General features: G+C 63.4%; 13 protein-coding genes and 1 pseudogene. 8 read left to right on the top strand and 6 right to left on the bottom strand.

The annotated features are described in order from the left end of the window. Nucleotides 1-50: 50 nt before the first annotated feature. From H5V43_RS03800 to H5V43_RS03790, 3 genes are all read right to left on the bottom strand, one after another. On the bottom strand, nt 51-2,573 hold the full coding sequence (locus tag H5V43_RS03800; RefSeq protein ID WP_193666773.1) for a strawberry notch-like NTP hydrolase domain-containing protein: 2,523 nt from the start codon (nt 2,571-2,573) through the stop codon (nt 51-53). Nucleotides 2,574-2,727: 154 nt separating this feature from the next. After that, nucleotides 2,728-4,749 (bottom strand): ParB/RepB/Spo0J family partition protein, encoded by a 2,022-nt coding sequence (locus H5V43_RS03795; protein WP_025550702.1) that lies wholly within the window; start codon nt 4,747-4,749, stop codon nt 2,728-2,730. 33 nt (nt 4,750-4,782) lie between these two features. Beyond that, nucleotides 4,783-5,751, bottom strand: a complete 969-nt coding sequence (locus tag H5V43_RS03790) for a DUF7146 domain-containing protein (protein WP_244968659.1) — start codon at nt 5,749-5,751, stop codon at nt 4,783-4,785. A 207-nt stretch (nt 5,752-5,958) separates the two neighbouring features. Here H5V43_RS03790 and H5V43_RS03785 point away from each other — a divergent pair, with 207 nt between their 5' ends. Continuing rightward, nucleotides 5,959-6,225: a hypothetical protein gene (locus H5V43_RS03785; RefSeq protein WP_128830828.1), complete on the top strand. Its 267-nt coding sequence runs from the start codon at nt 5,959-5,961 to the stop codon at nt 6,223-6,225. A gap of 46 nt (nt 6,226-6,271) precedes the next feature. Here the strand turns inward: H5V43_RS03785 and H5V43_RS03780 are convergent, their stop codons facing one another. Next, nucleotides 6,272-6,724 carry an RNA polymerase subunit sigma gene (locus tag H5V43_RS03780; protein WP_157846873.1) on the bottom strand — a complete coding sequence of 151 codons (453 nt, stop codon included), beginning with the start codon at nt 6,722-6,724 and terminating at the stop codon, nt 6,272-6,274. A 294-nt stretch (nt 6,725-7,018) separates the two neighbouring features. On the opposite strand from H5V43_RS03780, the gene H5V43_RS03775 reads away from it, so the two are divergent. The 3 genes from H5V43_RS03775 (at nt 7,019) to H5V43_RS03765 (ending at nt 9,038) form a co-directional block, all read left to right on the top strand. Further along, a complete protein-coding gene (locus tag H5V43_RS03775; protein ID WP_025550711.1) occupies nt 7,019-7,645 on the top strand; it encodes an acyl-homoserine-lactone synthase in 627 nt (208 codons plus the stop codon). Then, nucleotides 7,642-8,559 (top strand): phytanoyl-CoA dioxygenase family protein, encoded by a 918-nt coding sequence (locus H5V43_RS03770; RefSeq protein WP_306303103.1) that lies wholly within the window; start codon nt 7,642-7,644, stop codon nt 8,557-8,559. Before H5V43_RS03775 ends, H5V43_RS03770 begins: the two co-directional genes overlap by 4 nt. A gap of 80 nt (nt 8,560-8,639) precedes the next feature. Beyond that, the gene (locus H5V43_RS03765; RefSeq protein ID WP_025550715.1) at nt 8,640-9,038 is read left to right on the top strand and encodes a helix-turn-helix domain-containing protein; all 399 of its coding nucleotides are present in this window, start codon (nt 8,640-8,642) and stop codon (nt 9,036-9,038) included. Here the strand turns inward: H5V43_RS03765 and H5V43_RS03760 are convergent. Continuing rightward, on the bottom strand, nt 9,009-9,941 hold the full coding sequence (locus tag H5V43_RS03760) for a nucleotidyl transferase AbiEii/AbiGii toxin family protein (RefSeq protein ID WP_025550717.1): 933 nt from the start codon (nt 9,939-9,941) through the stop codon (nt 9,009-9,011). The genes H5V43_RS03765 and H5V43_RS03760 overlap by 30 nt on opposite strands. Continuing rightward, complete coding sequence (locus H5V43_RS03755; protein ID WP_025550719.1) at nt 9,919-10,509, bottom strand: hypothetical protein; 591 nt, start codon at nt 10,507-10,509, stop codon at nt 9,919-9,921. Before H5V43_RS03755 ends, H5V43_RS03760 begins: the two co-directional genes overlap by 23 nt. A gap of 679 nt (nt 10,510-11,188) precedes the next feature. On the opposite strand from H5V43_RS03755, the gene H5V43_RS03750 reads away from it, so the two are divergent. The 4 genes and pseudogenes from H5V43_RS03750 to H5V43_RS03735 form a co-directional block, all read left to right on the top strand. Beyond that, nucleotides 11,189-11,749 carry an RNA polymerase sigma factor gene (locus H5V43_RS03750; RefSeq protein ID WP_025550721.1) on the top strand — a complete coding sequence of 187 codons (561 nt, stop codon included), beginning with the start codon at nt 11,189-11,191 and terminating at the stop codon, nt 11,747-11,749. Then, on the top strand, nt 11,746-12,747 hold the full coding sequence (locus tag H5V43_RS03745) for a FecR family protein (protein ID WP_128830830.1): 1,002 nt from the start codon (nt 11,746-11,748) through the stop codon (nt 12,745-12,747). The genes H5V43_RS03750 and H5V43_RS03745 overlap by 4 nt, the downstream gene beginning before the upstream one ends. Nucleotides 12,748-12,837: 90 nt before the next feature. Continuing rightward, entirely contained in the window at nt 12,838-15,435 is a 2,598-nt protein-coding gene (locus H5V43_RS03740; RefSeq protein WP_025550724.1) for a TonB-dependent receptor, read from the top strand. After that, nucleotides 15,435-17,468: pseudogene (locus H5V43_RS03735) on the top strand (Atxe2 family lasso peptide isopeptidase); the annotation flags it as partial. The gene H5V43_RS03740 and the pseudogene H5V43_RS03735, both read left to right, overlap by 1 nt.

The following is a 17,468-nucleotide window of genomic DNA, read 5'->3' as shown; positions in this document are numbered from 1 at the left end:
GAGCCGCTCGACATAAATCTCGACTGCAAAGAATATGTGTTATCCTGATCTCAGGATAAAACATAGTCGAGCGGTGACAGCTCAAGGTCCAGGCTCGCGCGTTCTTCGTCGGAGAGACCTGCAAGGCGTCGATCGAGGATCGCTTCCGCCGTGGTGACAAGCTGGACGACTGCCGCGTGACCGTGGGCGATCTCGGCCTCGATAGCCTTGACGAGGGTCGGCATCTTGAGCGCGACCAGCAAGGCCGAAAAGAAGCGCTGTTTCGAGCTTTCGAAGCGGCTGAGGGCGGAACTGCGTGCCTGGGCATTAAGGACATCGCCCGACATGCGATCGACGATGCCGGAGGCTTTCAGCACCTCGTCGAGATTTCGGTGAATGATGCTCCAGCTATCCGCGAATGCATCGTAGATATCGATCTGGTCTGCGGTGAGCTGGTGTTCGAGCGGTTCATATTCGACGCCAGCAAAGCTGAGCGCCCGGGCAGTATAGAGGCCCATGGCCTTCAGGTCGCGCGCGACGATCTCCATGGCGGCAATGCCCCCTTCGTCCATCGCCGCCATGAAGGCGTTGCGATCGGGAAAGGCTGTGCCTGGTCCCCATAGGCCGAGACGCGCGGCGTAACAGAGATTAGCCGGGTCCGTGGCGCCGGTCGCGGACAGATAGAGGATCCGCGCACGCGGAAGCGCATTCTGGAGACGGACGCCGGCAAGCCCCTGCTCGGATCCCTTGGCAGCGCCGAATTGCGTTTCGGTGCCTGCGGCGTTGGCGAGCGCGTGGGCCTCGTCGATTACGATGATGCCGTCGAAATTCTCTCCGAGCCAGTCGAGGATCTGCTGGAGCCGGGAGGCTTCATCATGCCGCTGGGAGCGTAATGTGGCATAGGTGCAAAAGAGGATTCCGGACGGCATGGCGATCGGTTTGCCCAGCGGGAAAACGTCGAGCCCCTGAACGTCGACGGAGAGGCCGCCAAGGGCGGTCCAGTCGCGCTTCGCTTCGACCTCAAGCGCGCTGCTCTTCGAGAGGTAGACGGCCTTACGGCGTCCCTGGCACCATTGGTCCATGATGCAGCCGGCCGCCTCCCGCCCTTTACCGACGCCGGTGCCGTCGCCGATATAGAAACCGGTGCGGTACGCCTTGCCGTTTTCGTCCTCGATCAGGCGATCGCCGGCGTCGTTAGCCCGAAAGCGCCCGGGCAAGTTGCGCTCGAAGGCGTCGCCGGCCTGGATGATGACCTCAAGCTGGGCGTCGGAAAGCGCTCGGACGGTGCGGTCGGGCAGCATCGGGCGGTAGCGCGGCGCGGGCGGCAGAACCGATGCCATCGCCAGCGACTCGACCAGGGCGTCGGGATGGGGATTGGCACCATCGATATCGATGCGTGCGAGCCGCCAGGGTGCATAGATCCCGCTGGCCTCGCCGGCGGGGCGGATCTCGTCTCGGACGCGATACGCGAGCGGGGCGATGGGTGATGGCGGCGGGGCTGTCGGCGTGGGAGCAGTGAGTGCCTTGGTCGTCAGGCCGCGCAGCAATCCATTTGAAGCAGGCCGGGTCGGCAGGCGGGGTCTGATTCCGGCAGCGGCCGGCGCCGGCGGCGGCTGGTCAAGCGTGAGGCGCGGCGGCAGAGCCAGGACCAGCGGCAGTGCAGCTTCCAGATTGGCCGCGCGGTGATGTTCGGTGGCGCCTGACCAGCCCTTGTCGAACACCAGCAGGCGGACATTGATCGAGGTGCCATGTTTCGCATAGGGGCTGCCTTCGATGTCGATCTCGACGCGCGGCGTCGCGACCTCGCAGACCGCCTCATAACCAGGGCCTCCGGTGTTGGCGCGGGCGAAGCCCGGGGACATGATCGCGACACAGCGCCCGCCTGGGGCAAGTCGCAGCAATGCCGACCGGAGATGACGCGCGCCGGCGTGCCGGTCATGCCCGCGTGATACGCTGCGGCTGAAGGGCGGGTTGATCAGCACTGTTGTCGGACGTGCCGTGGCGGGCAGGAGATCGTCGATATGCTCGCCATCATGATCGGTGACGGGCTGGTTGAGCGCCTCGCCGAGCAACGCTGCGCGCTGGGGATCGCACTCGTTGAGGATGAGGGAGGCGCCTGCACGGGCCGCGTGGATTGCCAGCAAGCCGGTACCGGCGGAAGGTTCGAGAACGCGGTCGGTCTTGTCAATGGCGGCGGCCATTCCGGCGAGCCAGGCGAGGGTTAGCGGCGTGCTGAACTGCTGCAGATCGACCTGGCGTTCAGAGCGGTAGGTCTGCGTCGGGAGGGAGCGCTCGAGCGACTGGAGCGAACGAAACCGATCCTGCGGTGTCGGGCCTGAAAGATGGCGGCAGTCGCCCGCGCGGAGGAGGAGTACCTGCGCTGCTTCGAGCGCTTCATAAGCATCTCGCATCGACCAGAGCGCGGAGGCGTCGGTTCCCCCGAAGCCTTGCGTCATCAACTTCTGCAAGGCCTGTCGGCTAATCGTACCCTGCCGATGGAGCAGTTGATGGATCGAGCGGGCGACGGCGATCAGGGTCGCGTAAGGTCGGTCGGCGGCCTGGGGCGGTATGAGCGCGAGCAAGGGGTGGGACATAAGGGATTCTCCTGATGGCGGGCGCATGGCGCACCACATCCGTTCCCACCCCCTCCCCTCATGATCGCGACGGGTGACGGGTGCAGGCAGAGGGGAGCACGGCGACGGCGAAGAGGCCCGGCAGCCGGCCCGAAGCCGGCCGCCGGGCTAGGCGTCAGGCGGCGTCGGCAAGCCGCGCGGCGCCCTTGTCGGGCGCAGAGCCAACTGCCGCTTCGTCCGTGATTGTCTCGTCCGCCACGATCTCGGTGCTGACCGCAGGCGGATCGACCCAGAAGCGCATGCCGTCGGGAATCCACCGCACGGCCCTGGCCTTCACATCGGCCTCGACGATGATGTCGCCCGCGAACAGACGTTCGGCCGAGGCCGCGAGGTCGTGTTTCTTGGACGCGCTGTAGCGTTGCTTGAGCTCGACCCCACCGACCTCTTCGAACAGACCCAGGATCGCCGGCTTGGTGATGCGGTCGAAATAGGCCCGCGCGGTCGGGCGCCACCACGTCGCGACGTCGATGGCGAGCTTGGCCCCAAGATGGTCGAGGAAGGCGCTGCCGGTCCTTCCGCTTGGAACCGCGTCGATCGTGCGGGCGATTGCCCAGCCCAGCCAGGCAGCGCGATCAGCATCGTCGAGCGCGCAAAAGGCGTCGTAGCGTTGTTGGATCGTCTCGTGACTGATCCAGCTGCGATTGAGCGCCTTATCGAGCTTGGTCCATTCGGCTGCAGCAGGCGTGCCGCTGTCAAATCCCTGGACACGCGGTGTCGGGCGGGTCGCCCGAAGCTCGCTCGGAACGTCGTCGCTGTCCATCGGTCGGGAGGCCGCCTCGACCATGATGAAGGTGCCGAGATCGAGCGCGAAGACCGGGTCGCTGGCGACATGGATGGCGATAAGCTCGGTCTTCATCGCCGCCAGCTCATCGGCGAGGCGCTGACCGATCACAGGCTTGGCATCGTTTGCGACGACGATTGCCTCGTCAGCTTCGGGGTCCCGCCCGGCGCCATCGTCCTGATCTTCCGCAGTATTCGGTTCAGGTGCGACATAGAGCTGCTCGTGGACGCGCGGGGAGCCGTCTGGACCGATGACGATATAGGCGACGGCTTCTGCCTTCTGCGTGTCAGTCAGGACCGGAGTGCGCTCGGTGATCGAGGCGAGTTCAGCTTCGAGGGCGTCGTTCCGCAATTCGTCATCTACACTGGGCGCATAACCTTCGTCCTCGCGCGCTGAGGCGATCTCCTCGAGTTCGGCTTTGATCTCGGCCTGGCGGGTTTCCTGCGCGGGCGCGAGCGGCGGCAGGTCGCCACGAAGTGGCTGCAGCGCGTAGGTCTCGGTATAGGGAACATGCGTCGCCGCAACGGCTCTTACTTCCTGAAAACCGTCACGCTCGCGAATGGCTTCGGCGGCTGCAGCGAGGGCTTCCTCCGCGAGAGCGTCAACGATCTGCGTGTCGAGCCAGCTTTCGCTGTCGGCGTCCGAGAACAGATCCTTATCGATTCGGCCGCCTGCGGCGAGATAGGCATCGCGGCCAACCAGCAGCGCGCGTGGATCGCTCGCCCTGTAACTGAACGACGCAAGCTGTCGGCGGATTTCGCTCACGTTGGAGCGATGATAGCCCTCGCCCATCTGGCTGAAAACAGCAGTCTGGCGTTCGGTGTCCGAGGTGGCGGCATACGCCATGGCGACGTCGAGGGTGATGGCGTTGGAGGCCAGCGCATCGAAGACGGGTTCGGCAAGGGCTGCGAGGCGCAACCGCCCGTGCACGAATTTTTCGGTCACGCCGAACCGTTTTGCGACATCGGCCGGGGTCTTGCCCTCGGTCTCGATGACATCCTGAAAGGCGCGGCAGGCCTCCGCGGGATTCATCGCCAACCGAAAGAAATTTTCCGCGAGGCTGATTTCGATCGCGTCCCTGGCGTCGGCGAGCGGCAGCACGGGCACGAGATAGTCGGCGTCGAACACGGCCTTGTCGATGAGTCGGTGTACCGCATCGAGGCGGCGTCCGCCTGCCGTGATGCGATACTGGCCTTTCTTGCGCGCGACAGGGACGCCGATGAGGTTCTGGATGATACCCTTTTCGGCGATGTTCGCCTCGAGTTGTGCGTCGGCCGCGGGGTCGGTCGATTTTCGGACGTTGGTCGGCGACTTGGTCAGCTTCGATGCCGGAACCAGGATGGGTAGCTGGGACATGGATATTCTCCGAAGGCGGACGCGACCCGACCGTCAGGCCACCTGCCGCCTCCGCCCACCGCCCCTCTCCCCTTCCCGTCGAAGCACATCGTTCCAGTCATTCAGCCCGTGCCAGGGCCAGAATGTGTCGATCGTCCGCCCTGGCTTGGTGTGTGCTTCGCGTGCGATCACCTCTGCGCGGCGGCCCGGTCTGTCGTTGTCGAGCAGGAGAATGAGGCGATCCACGCTGGATGGGATGGCGATTCGGCTGAGCCGTTCATTGCCAAGGGCGGCCCAGACAGGAATTCCCAGCAGGATCATGGCGGAGAGCGCTGTCTCGATGCCTTCGGCGAGGCCGAGCACGTCGGTGGCATCCGCCAGCATGACGGCGGCGCGCGCCGGGCGCCCGAGCATTCGACGGGGGTTGCCGAGGTCACGAGCGCGACGTGCGAGGACGGTATCCAGAAAGGTCCGCTGAACGGCGATCACGCGCGAGCCTTCTTGCACGGCCGCTAGCATGGCAGGACGGAAGACGATCTGGCGCCGTGGCCCGAGCGGGGTACGAGGGTGAAAACGGAGCGCCGGGGAGAATTGGCCGATCGCGCGGTTCAGCAAATATTGTTCGACGGGCGTGTCGGTGATGGCGCTGGCCTCTTCCCACAGGTCCGTTGCGCGCGATCGCAGCCAGCCGTCGTCCACGCCGGAATGAGCGTTGTAGCTATTCAGGGGACCGGCGGTCGGAAGGGGTCCGAGCCGGGCGATCGCGCGTAGGACGTCGATCGTGTCGCAACCGGCAAAACATTTGAACAAGAGGTCTATATCGCCGGTCCGTACCGAAAGGCTCGGGCTTCGGTCCGGATGCGCGGGACAACGGCACATGCCCTTCCCGGCGGTCCAGTGTCCGCCGAGATGGCGGACGAGTGCCATGCCGCGCGCTTCAAGCGCTGCGCGGTCAACGGCGTGGTGCAGTACAGACATTTCTATGGCTTTCGTGGAAGCACCGATTTTCGTGTCCAACCGCATGTCGTTCGCGGCGACGGCACCCGGAAGGACTTCTCCCAAAATGGAAACGAAAATTAACGGTTTCGGTCTGGCCGATGAATTCAATCAACCATAGGGTAGGCATAAGCGCGCCTCGGCAGAGCCATGGGCAGCTGTTGCGCGGGATCGTGTCCAGCGATTGTCCTGCGGGCGTCGAGGTGCGATCATGCCAGTTATGAAGGTAGTGCGATGGGAAATGTCGTTCCGTTCGGCTGTGATGAGGATATCGTGAGCAGAGGAGATCTTGCAGTGAGGCAAGCCTTGCGGCTCATGAAGGAGGCGCTGGCTACCCTCGATCGCGGTGGTGCGGGATGCACGGCTTTCGCCTGCCATTTGTCCCTCGCGATCGATGTCGCGGAAGAGCGGCCCATTCCGAAAAGCGAGGAGGAATGCGAGGCCATGCTAGACGATCTGCTGGCGCCGACGGCTGGCGCGCACTCCGCGGGCAAGATCTAGCGCGTCATCGACGGGCGCGTTCCTCTGCGCCACCGGCGCCGGCGCGTCACCATTCGGCTTTGGAGTCGAGCGAGGCGATAGCGTTCAGCATCGCGCGACGGACATCCCGGCGAGGCATATCAAGGAGGATGGCGATGTCCCGGATGGCGATACCGTAGGACGTGCTCAGGAAGAATATCTGCCGCACGCTCGGTGCGAGCGGGCTGAGCTTGTCGATACTCGGTGCGAGCGAGTTGGCGAGTCGTGCGGGAACCTCGCTATGCGGCACAAGTGCCCATGCCCGCACCTCGAACCCTCGTGGATGGGCGCGACATTCTGTCTCCAGCGGATCGATGGCGATGTCCGCCTGACCGGCAAATCGCGCTCTTGCCAGGGCGACGGCGGGCGGCCCCAGTCGATCGGCGGCGGCTTTCAAAACTCGATCGCGCATGCTGGCGCGCGCTTTCACTTTGGCCGCGTACCGAGATCGCGACCATCTCTGGGTGAATCGAAAGGACATGGACCAAATCCGCGATGGGGTTGGCGCCAGGGTCATCGGACATATGTCTGCCGCTGATCCAAGCGCTCGCCGCTGCCCCCTCCTCCACCTTCTGTTCGCGGTCGGCATATTGCGAGGCCGGCTGAAAGCGGTCGCAGCCCGCGCTGGATAGCGTGCTCCCGGCTCTGATGAGGTCCACTTTCGGTTCGAGTTCGTCAGGGATACCGCCCAAAGTCCGGTCAACCCTCTACCTAGCTGGTATGAGCCTTCGACAAATCTGGACGACCTTCATCCCGTTGTAATCGGGAGAAACTCATGATCCAGATCTTTCAGGGCGCGCGAGCGCCAGGGGCCAACGCGATTCTCGATGCGATGCATCGCGATCGCAAACATGTCTTCGTCGATTTGCTGAAATGGGATGTGCCGGTCGTCCATGGCTGTTTCGAGATCGATCAATTCGACGATGACCGGGCGATCTATCTGGTCGCAGCGGATGCGAACGGAGGCCATCGGGGGTCGATCAGGTTTTTGCCGACGGATGGGCCGCACATATTGGGGACGATCTTTCCCGATCTGTGCGACGAAGCGGTACCCCGTTCGCCGAATATCTATGAGATCAGCCGGGGGTGCCTGTCGATGCGGCTGCGTGCGCCGGAACGGCTGGTCGTGCGCAACGCGCTGACCACGGCAGCCGTCGAATTTGCGTTGCTGCATGATATCCAGGCGTTCACCTGCATCGCCGATTCAGGCTGGTTGAGTCAGGTGCTGGCGCTCGGCTGGGACTGTTGGCCGCTTGGTCTGCCGCGAAAGATGGGACGCAGCCTCACCGGTGCGCTCAGGATCGATATCACGCCGGAGACCCCGCATCTGTTGCGTGATGCCGGCACCTATGTGTCGGCGCCTCTCGTGATGGCGGACCCTCGCGCGGCGGTGCCGGCATGAACGACATGGCGGCGATCGCCGGCGACGCCCACCGGACCGAACTGGGGATGCATGCGGAGGCCCTGCAGTCACAGGGTTATTCCGTGATCCGCGATGCCGTGCCGCTGGAAATGGTGCACGCGCTGGCGAGTGATCTCGAGCCGGTGTTCGAAACCACCAGCCTGTCGGTCGGGCCTTTTTATGGCGGCACCACCAAGCGGTTTCACGGCCTGTTACGCCGTAGCCCGCATATGGCGGCCTTCGTGCAGCACGCGGGCGTGCTCTCGACGGTGGAGGCGATCCTCGGGCGACATTGCGATACGATCCAGCTCAATCTCACCCAGGCGATCGAGATCTTGCCAGGCGGCGACGCGCAGCCGCCGCACCGGGATCAGGACATGTGGCCGGTCCACACGTCGGGCGTCGAATATCTGGTCAATGTGATGTGGCCTTTCTCGCCTTACACGGCGGAGAATGGCGCGACGATTATCTGGCCTGGAAGCCACCGGCGGCAGGATGAGATCGTCATTGATGCGGCAGAGGGCATGGGTATCGAGATGGAGCCCGGCGCGGCGCTGCTGTTCCTGGGATCGACACTTCACGCCGGCGGCGCGAACCGCACCCATAGGCCAAGGCGCGGAATGATCGTGAGCTACAGCCTCGGGTGGTTGAAGCCTTATGAACTGCCGTGGCTCGCCTATCCGCCCGAAATTGCAAAGTCGTTTGCACCGGAGCTTGCGGCGCTCGCGGGCTATCGTGCGCACCGGCCCAATCTCGGTACCCATGAAGGGCGCTGTCCTTCCCATCTTCTGACCGGTGAGCCGTCCGAACTTGGCGCGGTCGATGCACTGCGGCCGGAACAGGAGGAGCTGATCGCGCTCTATCGGGCGGGCGCGATCCTGCCGCAGGAGCCGGCATCGGCTCCTGCGGCCTGAGCGGGCGGCTGTGACATGTCCCGCGCAGGATCTTCCGCGGCAGACACACATCCGACACCCGTATGCAGCGCACCACGCCCATGAGCGCCGTCCAGCTCATGGAGAGGCGGCGCGAACTGTGCCGGCAGCTCATTGCCGAGCGCAAGCTTGTCGGTGCCCAGCTGGGGTTCGACCTCTGCCCTGCCCCCACCTGGGATATGTTGCTCGATCTGTATCTGGCCCATCATGAGGGCCGGAAAACTTATCTCTGGTCACTTTGCATGGCCGCGCACGTTCCGACATCGAGCGCACATCGTAAGATCACCGAGTTGGTCAAAAAGGGGCTTTTGACGCGGAGCGCGGATGGCGACGACGGGCGGCGGGTTTCCGTTGGGTTGACCGGGCAATGTCTGGCCCGTCTGCATGAGCTTTTTGATCGGATATCGCTGCAAATAGAGAGCGACGATGGATCAGACCAGCAGTGCCGCAAGTCGGGATAGCGCTCGGATGGCTTCCCCATATGTCGGGACCTCGCTCTCCCCCGCAAAGGCCATGCCTTCGACGAAGCGCGAATATTCGCCATCATAGGCAGTATCCGCCGCGAGCTTGGCAAGCATCACTCCCAGGCGGTCCGGGGGATCGAGATGGGCGACGGCGCCACCCCCTCGGTGCGTATCAGCGACCAACGTCTCGGCAAGGAGGGCCGGAAAGACAGTGCTTGCCGTCGCTGTGCTTTCCAGGGCCGCCAGATCATGAAGGTGACGGACGATCGTCGGATCGTCGTCGGCCGCGGATCTGTCGCGGACGATCATGCGCCACGCGAAGGCACTGAGCTTGTCGGCGGCGGTTTCGACCGGGTCGATACAGGGAATTGCGCTGACTTCCGGCTCAAGCCCACGATATTGGTTCACATAGGATGATAGCGGCCGGGCGATCGTTTGGAGCCTCGGCGGCTTCGCGGATAGTTCCGCCAGGACATGTGGCCGCAGCGCATCATGTCCGCCGAGAATGGTCGGATAGGCCATCTCAATCTTCAGGAAGCCGTTGGCGTCCCGCGCCTCGACCTTCATGTCGGTGAAGCCGGCGTCAGCCCAGCCCGCCTCAAGATCGTCCTTGAAGACTCCCAGCGCCTTGCGGCGCTGGTTGCCTGAGAGGGCCACAAATGCCGGCGAGAGACCGAGCTTGAAATCAATGTCCTCCGAGAATCTTTTGATCAGGGCATGGCCTTTCAGCAGCGATGTCCCGCCGGAGAAGATCGGGGTGATGTCGTCGGTTCCTGATGCGACGAGCCTGGCGATCGCCTGAACGACGAACCAGTCCTTCTCGACAAAGGCTTCATCGACAGCGAGCGCACCGGCGACTCGACCGAGCGTCCGCGCGTCAGGTGCGCTCGAGAACGACATAATTGCCATCATAGCCGATGCGCCGGCTGACACGATCTTTGACCGCCAAGGTTCGGCCGGTCGGCACCTGGGTAGAGCGGCCGCTATTATAGGCGCGATCGAAGCTCGACGGATCGACCGACTTGCCGAGCCGCCCGAGCGCTTCGGCAGCAAGGCGTTTGATCCCCACGACGGGGGCCGGCCTGCCGCTGAAGGGCGAGAGCGCTGCCTTGGCATAAAGGCCGTAACCGATCTGGATGAGCTTGCCGGTCTTGGTCGCCTGGCGCAGCGCCCGCCCGACCGCATCATAACTGCCGAATTCGCCAAAGTCCCGACGCAGAAACACGTTGCGCTTTGAGCGGCTTACACGGCGCTCTACGAGATCCGCGATCGACGCCGACGATGCCGTGGCGCCGCTCCGCGCAAGCCTGTAACGTCCGCGTCCGACGCGCACGATCTTGCGCTCTTTGACGAGGTCGCCAAGCGCTCGCCCGACCGAGTCGTAGTTGGCATCGAGCGGAAAATCGCCGCGCGCAAGAGTGCCGCCGCCTGCCATGCGCTCCAGAATTTGATCGGCCAGGGTCGACATAGCGGTCACCAACATACGACGTTTCCGACATCAGATACGGCCAATGCCGCCAGAATTCAAGATAGGCATCTATATCAGCCGGCCGATGATAGAGATGAGCGCACTGAAGGGTTCCCAATGTGCGGCCAGTTGTCCAACGGGTCGTAGGTGGAAACCGGGGTGGCCGCGACGGACCGCGGCGACGGATGGTGGGACAAGCCTTCCTTCCGGTTCGGACTTGTCCTGCTGCAGCTTATGACCAATCCCGGCACAGCGACCCCGCCCGTCCGCCGTCGAGCGGATGGCGAGCGCTGCTTCCTGCGACCGACATCCCTCCCCACCTTCCCTTCCCACACGGAGTCCCGCGCCTGAAGAGATGGACTTGGTGTGATAAACACTTGCTTCTGAACCCGAAGCGGGCAAATTGGTCTCGCTCCCGCGACACTCGGGAGCGGGGCATGGAAACCCCGAACTTGTGGACTCGGTCTCAGCTTCTGCGGCCGGGTGGCATGCGCGTATGTCCAGCCGGCTTGCCGGTAAAGGCGCATGCGCCTGCCGCAAGTCAGGTTTCCAACATCCGGCTTTGGCCGTCGCCCCGAGTGGACATAGGGCGCGACGAGATGGACCAAGGCCGATCTGATCAGAGACTCCGGGCACACGGTACGAACATTGCGCGGGGCGCGAACCGCGCTGCCGTCTGATGGCGCTCGAAGATGATATACATCGCCACAGTGGCGTAGAGGCTTCGGCCGGCAAGACCGACGAGCCGGCGGGGTTCGACGCGATCTATCGATCCGAGGTCCCCAGCCTCGTGCGATTTTTCCGGCGGCGGCTGGGCTCATATGACGAGGCTGATGATCTCGCACAGGAAGCGCTCACCAGATTCCTGCGCGCATCGCCGGTCACCCAGATTGCAACGCCACAGGCTTATCTTAGGCGCATCGCTACGAATTTGCTGCGAGACCGCGCCGAGCGCGCCTCGACACGGCTTGCGGAGCTTTCGGTACCGCTTGTCGAAGGCCTGGACCATCCGACCGAATATGACCAGCATCGAGAACTCGAAGGCCGCCAGGAACTCGAGCATTACGGGACCATATTGCGCCAGCTCAAGCCCAAGACGCTGGAAATTTTCCTGCTCAGCCGGGTCGATGGTTTCACCTACAAGGAAATCGCGAGTAGAGTTGGCATGAGTGTTTGGGGTGTCAAAAGACAGATGCTGAAGGCCATCGCGCATATCGATCAACATCGGAGGAACCGATGAGCGACCGGCCCAGCAGGATCGAGCGTCAGGCATATAACTGGCTGATGAAGATGCACGAGGATCCCGGCAGGCACGCCGCGGCCCTCGAAAGATGGCTGTCCAAGGATCCTCAGCATCGCGCAGTTTACAAACGCGTGGCGGTAGAGGTGGGACGTGCAAGCGACAGCGCCGCGCGCATTCCATCTTTGCGGGTAGCCTTTTCGCCTGCACCTGAACGCGTCCCCTGGGGTGCAAAAGGACGAATGGTTGCCGCTGGTGGCCTCATCGCGGTGGTCGCCGTCGTGGTTGGCATTCTGGGTGGTCCTCATTTGACTTGGCGAGACCTGAATCCCGCGAGGCGGGACGTCGCGGAAAGCCGCACCTACGTCGCCGCCAAGACCGACAGGATTGTCAGGCTTGAAGACAGCTCTGAGGTCACGCTCTTCGCCGACAGCCGAATTGCGACGCATTTCACGAATGGCGAACGGTCGGTAGACCTCTTGCGGGGCGGGGCACGATTTGCCGTATCGCATAACCCTGCACGGCCCTTCGTTGTTTACGCCGCAGGCGGCAAGGTGACAGCGACAGGAACGCTGTTTGAAGTCGCCATCGTCCACGGCGTAAACGTCCGGCTCCTCAGCGGTTCGGTCGAGGTGAGCCTTCCGCGTACGGCAAAAGAGCAGGTGAAGAAGGTTGTGCATCTCAGCCCGGGGGAACAAGTGTCCTATTCGGTACCGTCGGAAGCTGAGCCGCAGCCGACCGCCCAGATCCCTGCGCCACCGACCACTCGCGCAGTGGAGAGTTTCGATGATGTCCCGGCTGCGCAGATTGTCGAGAAGGTCAACCAGCGATCAGCGATCAAGATCGTGTTCGCGGATGCCACGTTTGGAAGACGAGAGGTATTCGCGGATCTCGACATCACCGACGCCGACGCCGTCGCGCAGAAACTGGCGGCTTTGCTGGGATTGATCGTTGATCGCAGCAAACCCGGGCGACTTCTGCTGAAAAATCCGGACTGATCGCAGCGGTTACCGCACCACATTTGAACATGCCCCGTCAAAGCCAATGCACCCACTGGAAAGTTCCGTGGGACCGAAGGGGGCATTGGAATGAAGCGGTATCGGATTGGGTTGTGTGTCGGAGCCTTTGTGGCGGGCCTTTCGGTGAGTTCGGTGAGTCGCGCGCAAGAGGATATTGCGCGGGATTATGACCTCGCAGCGCAGGATCTGAAATATGCTCTGCGGGACGTGGCGCGCCAGTCCGGCCTCGAACTCGTAGCGGCGAGCGATGCGCTGAGAGGGAGGCGCGCGGCCGCACTTAAAGGGCACTATACGCCCGATGAGGCCGTTGCCCTGCTCTTGCACGGCACGGGATTGACCGCGGAAATCTCGGGCGGAACGGTTTACATTCGGGGGCGATCCGAGCCGCCGCAGAGTGCGGCAACCGGTGGGACGGCCGACAGATTGACGGACATTGTCGTAACCGGCACGCGAATTCGTGGCGCCTTGCCAGCTTCGCCGACGATCACACAGACGCAGGACGAGATCCGAAAATCAGGGCTCACCAATCTTGGCGACTTTGCCAGAAGCCTGCCGCAGAGCTTCGCGGGCGGACAAAATCCGGGAGTGACTGTTGGCGTCACCGGTGAAACCAACGAGAATGTCAGTTCCGCCTCGAGTCTCAATCTCCGTGGTCTCGGGCCGGACGCCACGCTGACGCTGCTGAACGGGCATCGACTGGCGTACAACAGCGCACAACAGGCGATCGACATTTCCGCAATCCCGCTCGCGGCGGTCGATCGAATTGAGATCATCACAGACGGCGCGTCGGCAATCTATGGCTCGGATGCTGTAGCGGGCGTCGCAAACGTAATTCTCAAGCGGAGCTTCGATGGAGTCAGCGCGACGGCACGCGGTGGCGCATCGACGGACGGTGGCGATCGGCAGCAGGAGTATAGTGTCGTCGCCGGCACCACCGGAGCTCGCTCCGGCTTCATTGTCAGTTATGATTTCGAGCGCGACACGCCGATTCTCGCCGGGCAACGCTCCTACACCAACGCGACATTCCCAACGACCACCCTGCTTCCGGCGCAGCGGCATCACAGCGCCATCCTGAACGGCTATTGGGATGTGGACAGCGCGCTGACCGCGAGCGTTGATGCGGTCTACAGCTCTCGCCATTCCGCCACGGTGCAGCCGCTTGCGAGCGACGACTATGCCGACCTCGGCTATCGCCGCACGCCCGCCGTGCGGTCCTATGCGATCTCGCCGAAGATCGAATGGGCACTGCCAAGGGGCTGGACGGCAACGCTGCTGGGAACATATGCCGAGGACAAGACCGATCTGAATTCGCGCTTTTTCAGTGTCGGCGCCCTCAGCTTCGCGTCGACAGGCTCCTATCGAAATCGATCGACGCTGATCGAGCTCAACGTCGAAGGCAGCCTCATGACCTTGCCGGGCGGAGACGTCCGGGTTGCCTTGGGGGGCGGCTATCGGTCAAACGGCCTGGACGCAAACCTGAAAACGGAACGCGCGGGCGGCACGACCCCGACCGTGCAATTTTCAAAGAGCCGGAAGAGCTACTATGGGTTCGGGGAGGTCCATGTTCCCATCGTTTCAAGCGCCCAGGAAATCCCTTTCGTCGACCACCTGTCGGTGAGTGGCGCCGCACGGTACGAAAACTATCCTGGCATGGCGAGCGTCGCGACGCCCAAGCTCGGCCTGGTCTATGCACCTTGGCGAGGGGTGGAACTCAAATTCTCATGGGGACGCTCGTTCAAGACCCCCACGCTCTATCAGCAGTTCCTGGGATACGACGCCGAGCTCGTTCCCGCGAGCTACTTCGGGAGCACCAGTTATCCGGCGAGCGCGACAGCACTCTTCCTCGTCGGCGGGAATCCGGATCTCAAGCCGGAACGCGCGTCGACATGGACGGCATCGATCGTCGTGCGGCCCGCTTCGATCCCCCATCTCAAGGTCGAGGGAAGCGTCTTCCACGTTCGCTATAAGGACCGCATCACACAGCCCATCAGCTCCTATGAAGGGCTGCTGACCAATCCGGCCTATGCCGCGCTCGTCAACCTCAACCCGGCCCTCGGCGACGTTGGCACCGCGGTCGGCGATTCGAAATCCGGCGTCGAAAATTTCACGGGTCTTCCCTATGATCCGGCGGACGTCGTCGCGATCATCGATAGTCGCTACCTGAACATCGCTCGCCAGACGGTCAGCGGCATCGACATCGCCGCGGACTACCGGCTCGAATTCGCGTCGCAAGACACGGTGACGCTGAGCGGGTCGGCGAGTTATATCCATAGCAAGCAGGAGCTGACGCCCAATACGGCGGCGATCCCGGCAGCCGGAGTGATTTTCAATCCACCCCATTGGCGTGCGCGTGCAGGCGCCGTGTGGGATCGGGAAGCGTTCACCGTCAGTGCCTATGGCAACTATATAGGCGGTGTGACCGATAACCGGTCGATCCCTGAACAGTCGGTCCGGCCGATGACAACGGTCGATCTCACGGCCGTCTACCGGACCGGTGACAGTGCGAAGGCACTGAGCAATATCGAGATCACACTGTCGGTCCTGAACCTGTTCAACGACAAGCCCGACCGGATCAAGACCTCGGCGCCCTATTATCCCGCCTATGACTCCACCAATTATTCGGTTGTCGGCCGCTTCGTCAGCCTGTCCGTCACCAAACATCTGTGATGCGCCATCTGCTGCGGGCGCTGGCGCCTACATTCGTCGCCCTGTTCGCCATGATTGGTCCCGAAGGCTGGGCAGCCGCCGCCGAAACCGGCTGTCAGAATTTGGCGCCGTCGAGCTCGCCCGGGCCGGATGTTGCTAGCAGGGCTATCGAGGCAATGGATCTGGTGCGACTCCGGGACGTCGGCTGGCCCGCCAGCGTGGCGCTCGAGGGTCCGAGCGCAGTCGCGGTTTCACCCGATGGTCGCAAGGCCGCGTTTCAGATACGGCGGGCCGATCCTGACGCGAACAGCTACTGCATGGGCATGTTCGTCGTCGAGATTGGGGCGCCCGCGCGTCTCATCGAGGTGGACGCGGGGGGAGAACTGATCCGCCAGACCCTGGATCGTACCGGTATCACCGCCTTCCCGACTGGCGTCCCCAAGGTCATCACGCCCCACTGGTCTCCTGATGGGCTGTGGATCGCCTTTCTGAAGCGCGAGCGGGGCGCCACACAGATCTGGCGGGCGCGGTCGGACGGATCGACATCCGAGGCGCTCACGACGTCCGACGTCGACATCGAGGATCTGGCCTGGTCCGCGGATGGCAGGGCGATCATCTTTGCGAGTAAGCCGAAGCTTCAGGAGGGCTGGCGGGCGATCGATAGCGAGGCCCGGTCCGGCTTCCTGTTCGACGATCGGTTCGTGCCGAAGGCGAGTAGTCGTCCCTTTCCTTACGCCCCGAGCCCCCTCGCCTTCTTCACCTTGGACATGCGGTCCCGAGCTGTGCGGCCGGCGATGCCCAGCGAGCGCGCCCTGCTCGATCCTGCAAGCGATGCCGGCAGGCCGCAGGATGCGCTGCTCTTTGCGACATCGCGCGGCAGCAAAGCCTGGACCCGCCGGCGCGACCCTGACCAGTACATACCGACAACTCAACTGCGCGCGATCACGGCCACCGGAAAAATGATCGACTGCACGGCCGAGATCTGCACCCACATCGTCGGATTATGGTGGACGCCCGATGGCAGGGCCTTGCGCTTCTTCCGACAAGAAGGCTGGGGCCTGAGCCAGCTTGCGCTCTACGACTGGACGCCCGGGCATGGCATGCCGCATCGTGCCTTTCGGACCGACGATCTGCTTGCCGATTGTCACCCAACCGGACGCGATCTTCTGTGCCTCCATGAATCATCGGGCCAGCCGCGCCGGCTGGTGAGGGTGAGCGAGAATGGGCAGATCCGTCCGGTCCTCGATTTCAATCCGGAGTTCCGCGAGATTCGGCTGGGCCGGATCGAGCGGCTGACCTGGCGCAACGATCGCGGCATCGAGACTTTTGGCGATCTTGTCCTCCCGCCGGACCATCGGCCAGGCCAGCGGCATCCGTTGATCATCGTGCAATATGACAGCCGCGGGTTTCTCCGCGGCGGCACCGGCGACGAATATCCCATTCAGCTGTTCGCCGCGCACGGCTTCGCGGTGCTCAGCTTCGAGCGCCCTCGTGAGATCGGCTTGCTGTCGCCCAGTCGTGATGGAGACGAACTCGAACGCAACAACATGAAGGATTGGGCGGACCTGCGAAGCGTGCTGTCCTCGCTCGAGCAGGGCGTCCATCTGCTGGTCACGCGCGGGGTCGTCGATCCCGAGCGTATCGGCATCACGGGCCTCAGTGACGGCACGCGCACGACCCAATATGCGCTGCTCCATAGCACCCTGTTCGCCGCGGCGTCGGTCAGCAGCTCGTTCGAGGAGCCAGGGACGTTGATTCCGCTGGCCGGATCAGGCGCGGAGCGAAACTATGTCGGCTCCGGCTATCCAGCGCGCGGCGATGAGAATGAGCCCTTCTGGGCCTGCTATTCGATTGCCCGGAATGCGAGCCGGATCCGGGCGCCGATTCTCATGCAGCTTGCCGAGGACGAGTATCTCGGAAGCCTCGAAACTGCGGCAGCGCTGCGTCAGCACCATGTCCCGTACGCGCTATACGTGTTTCCGGGCGAGCATCATATCAAATGGCAGCCGGTCCATCGGTTCGCGGTCTACGAGCGGAATCTCGCGTGGTTCGAA

It is taken from the genome of Sphingobium fuliginis (genome assembly GCF_015074805.1).
In the GTDB taxonomy this organism is placed as follows: Bacteria; Pseudomonadota; Alphaproteobacteria; order Sphingomonadales; family Sphingomonadaceae; genus Sphingobium; species Sphingobium fuliginis.
Note: the sequence above shows the minus strand (reverse complement) of the source record. Positions and strands in the feature narration are given on the sequence as shown.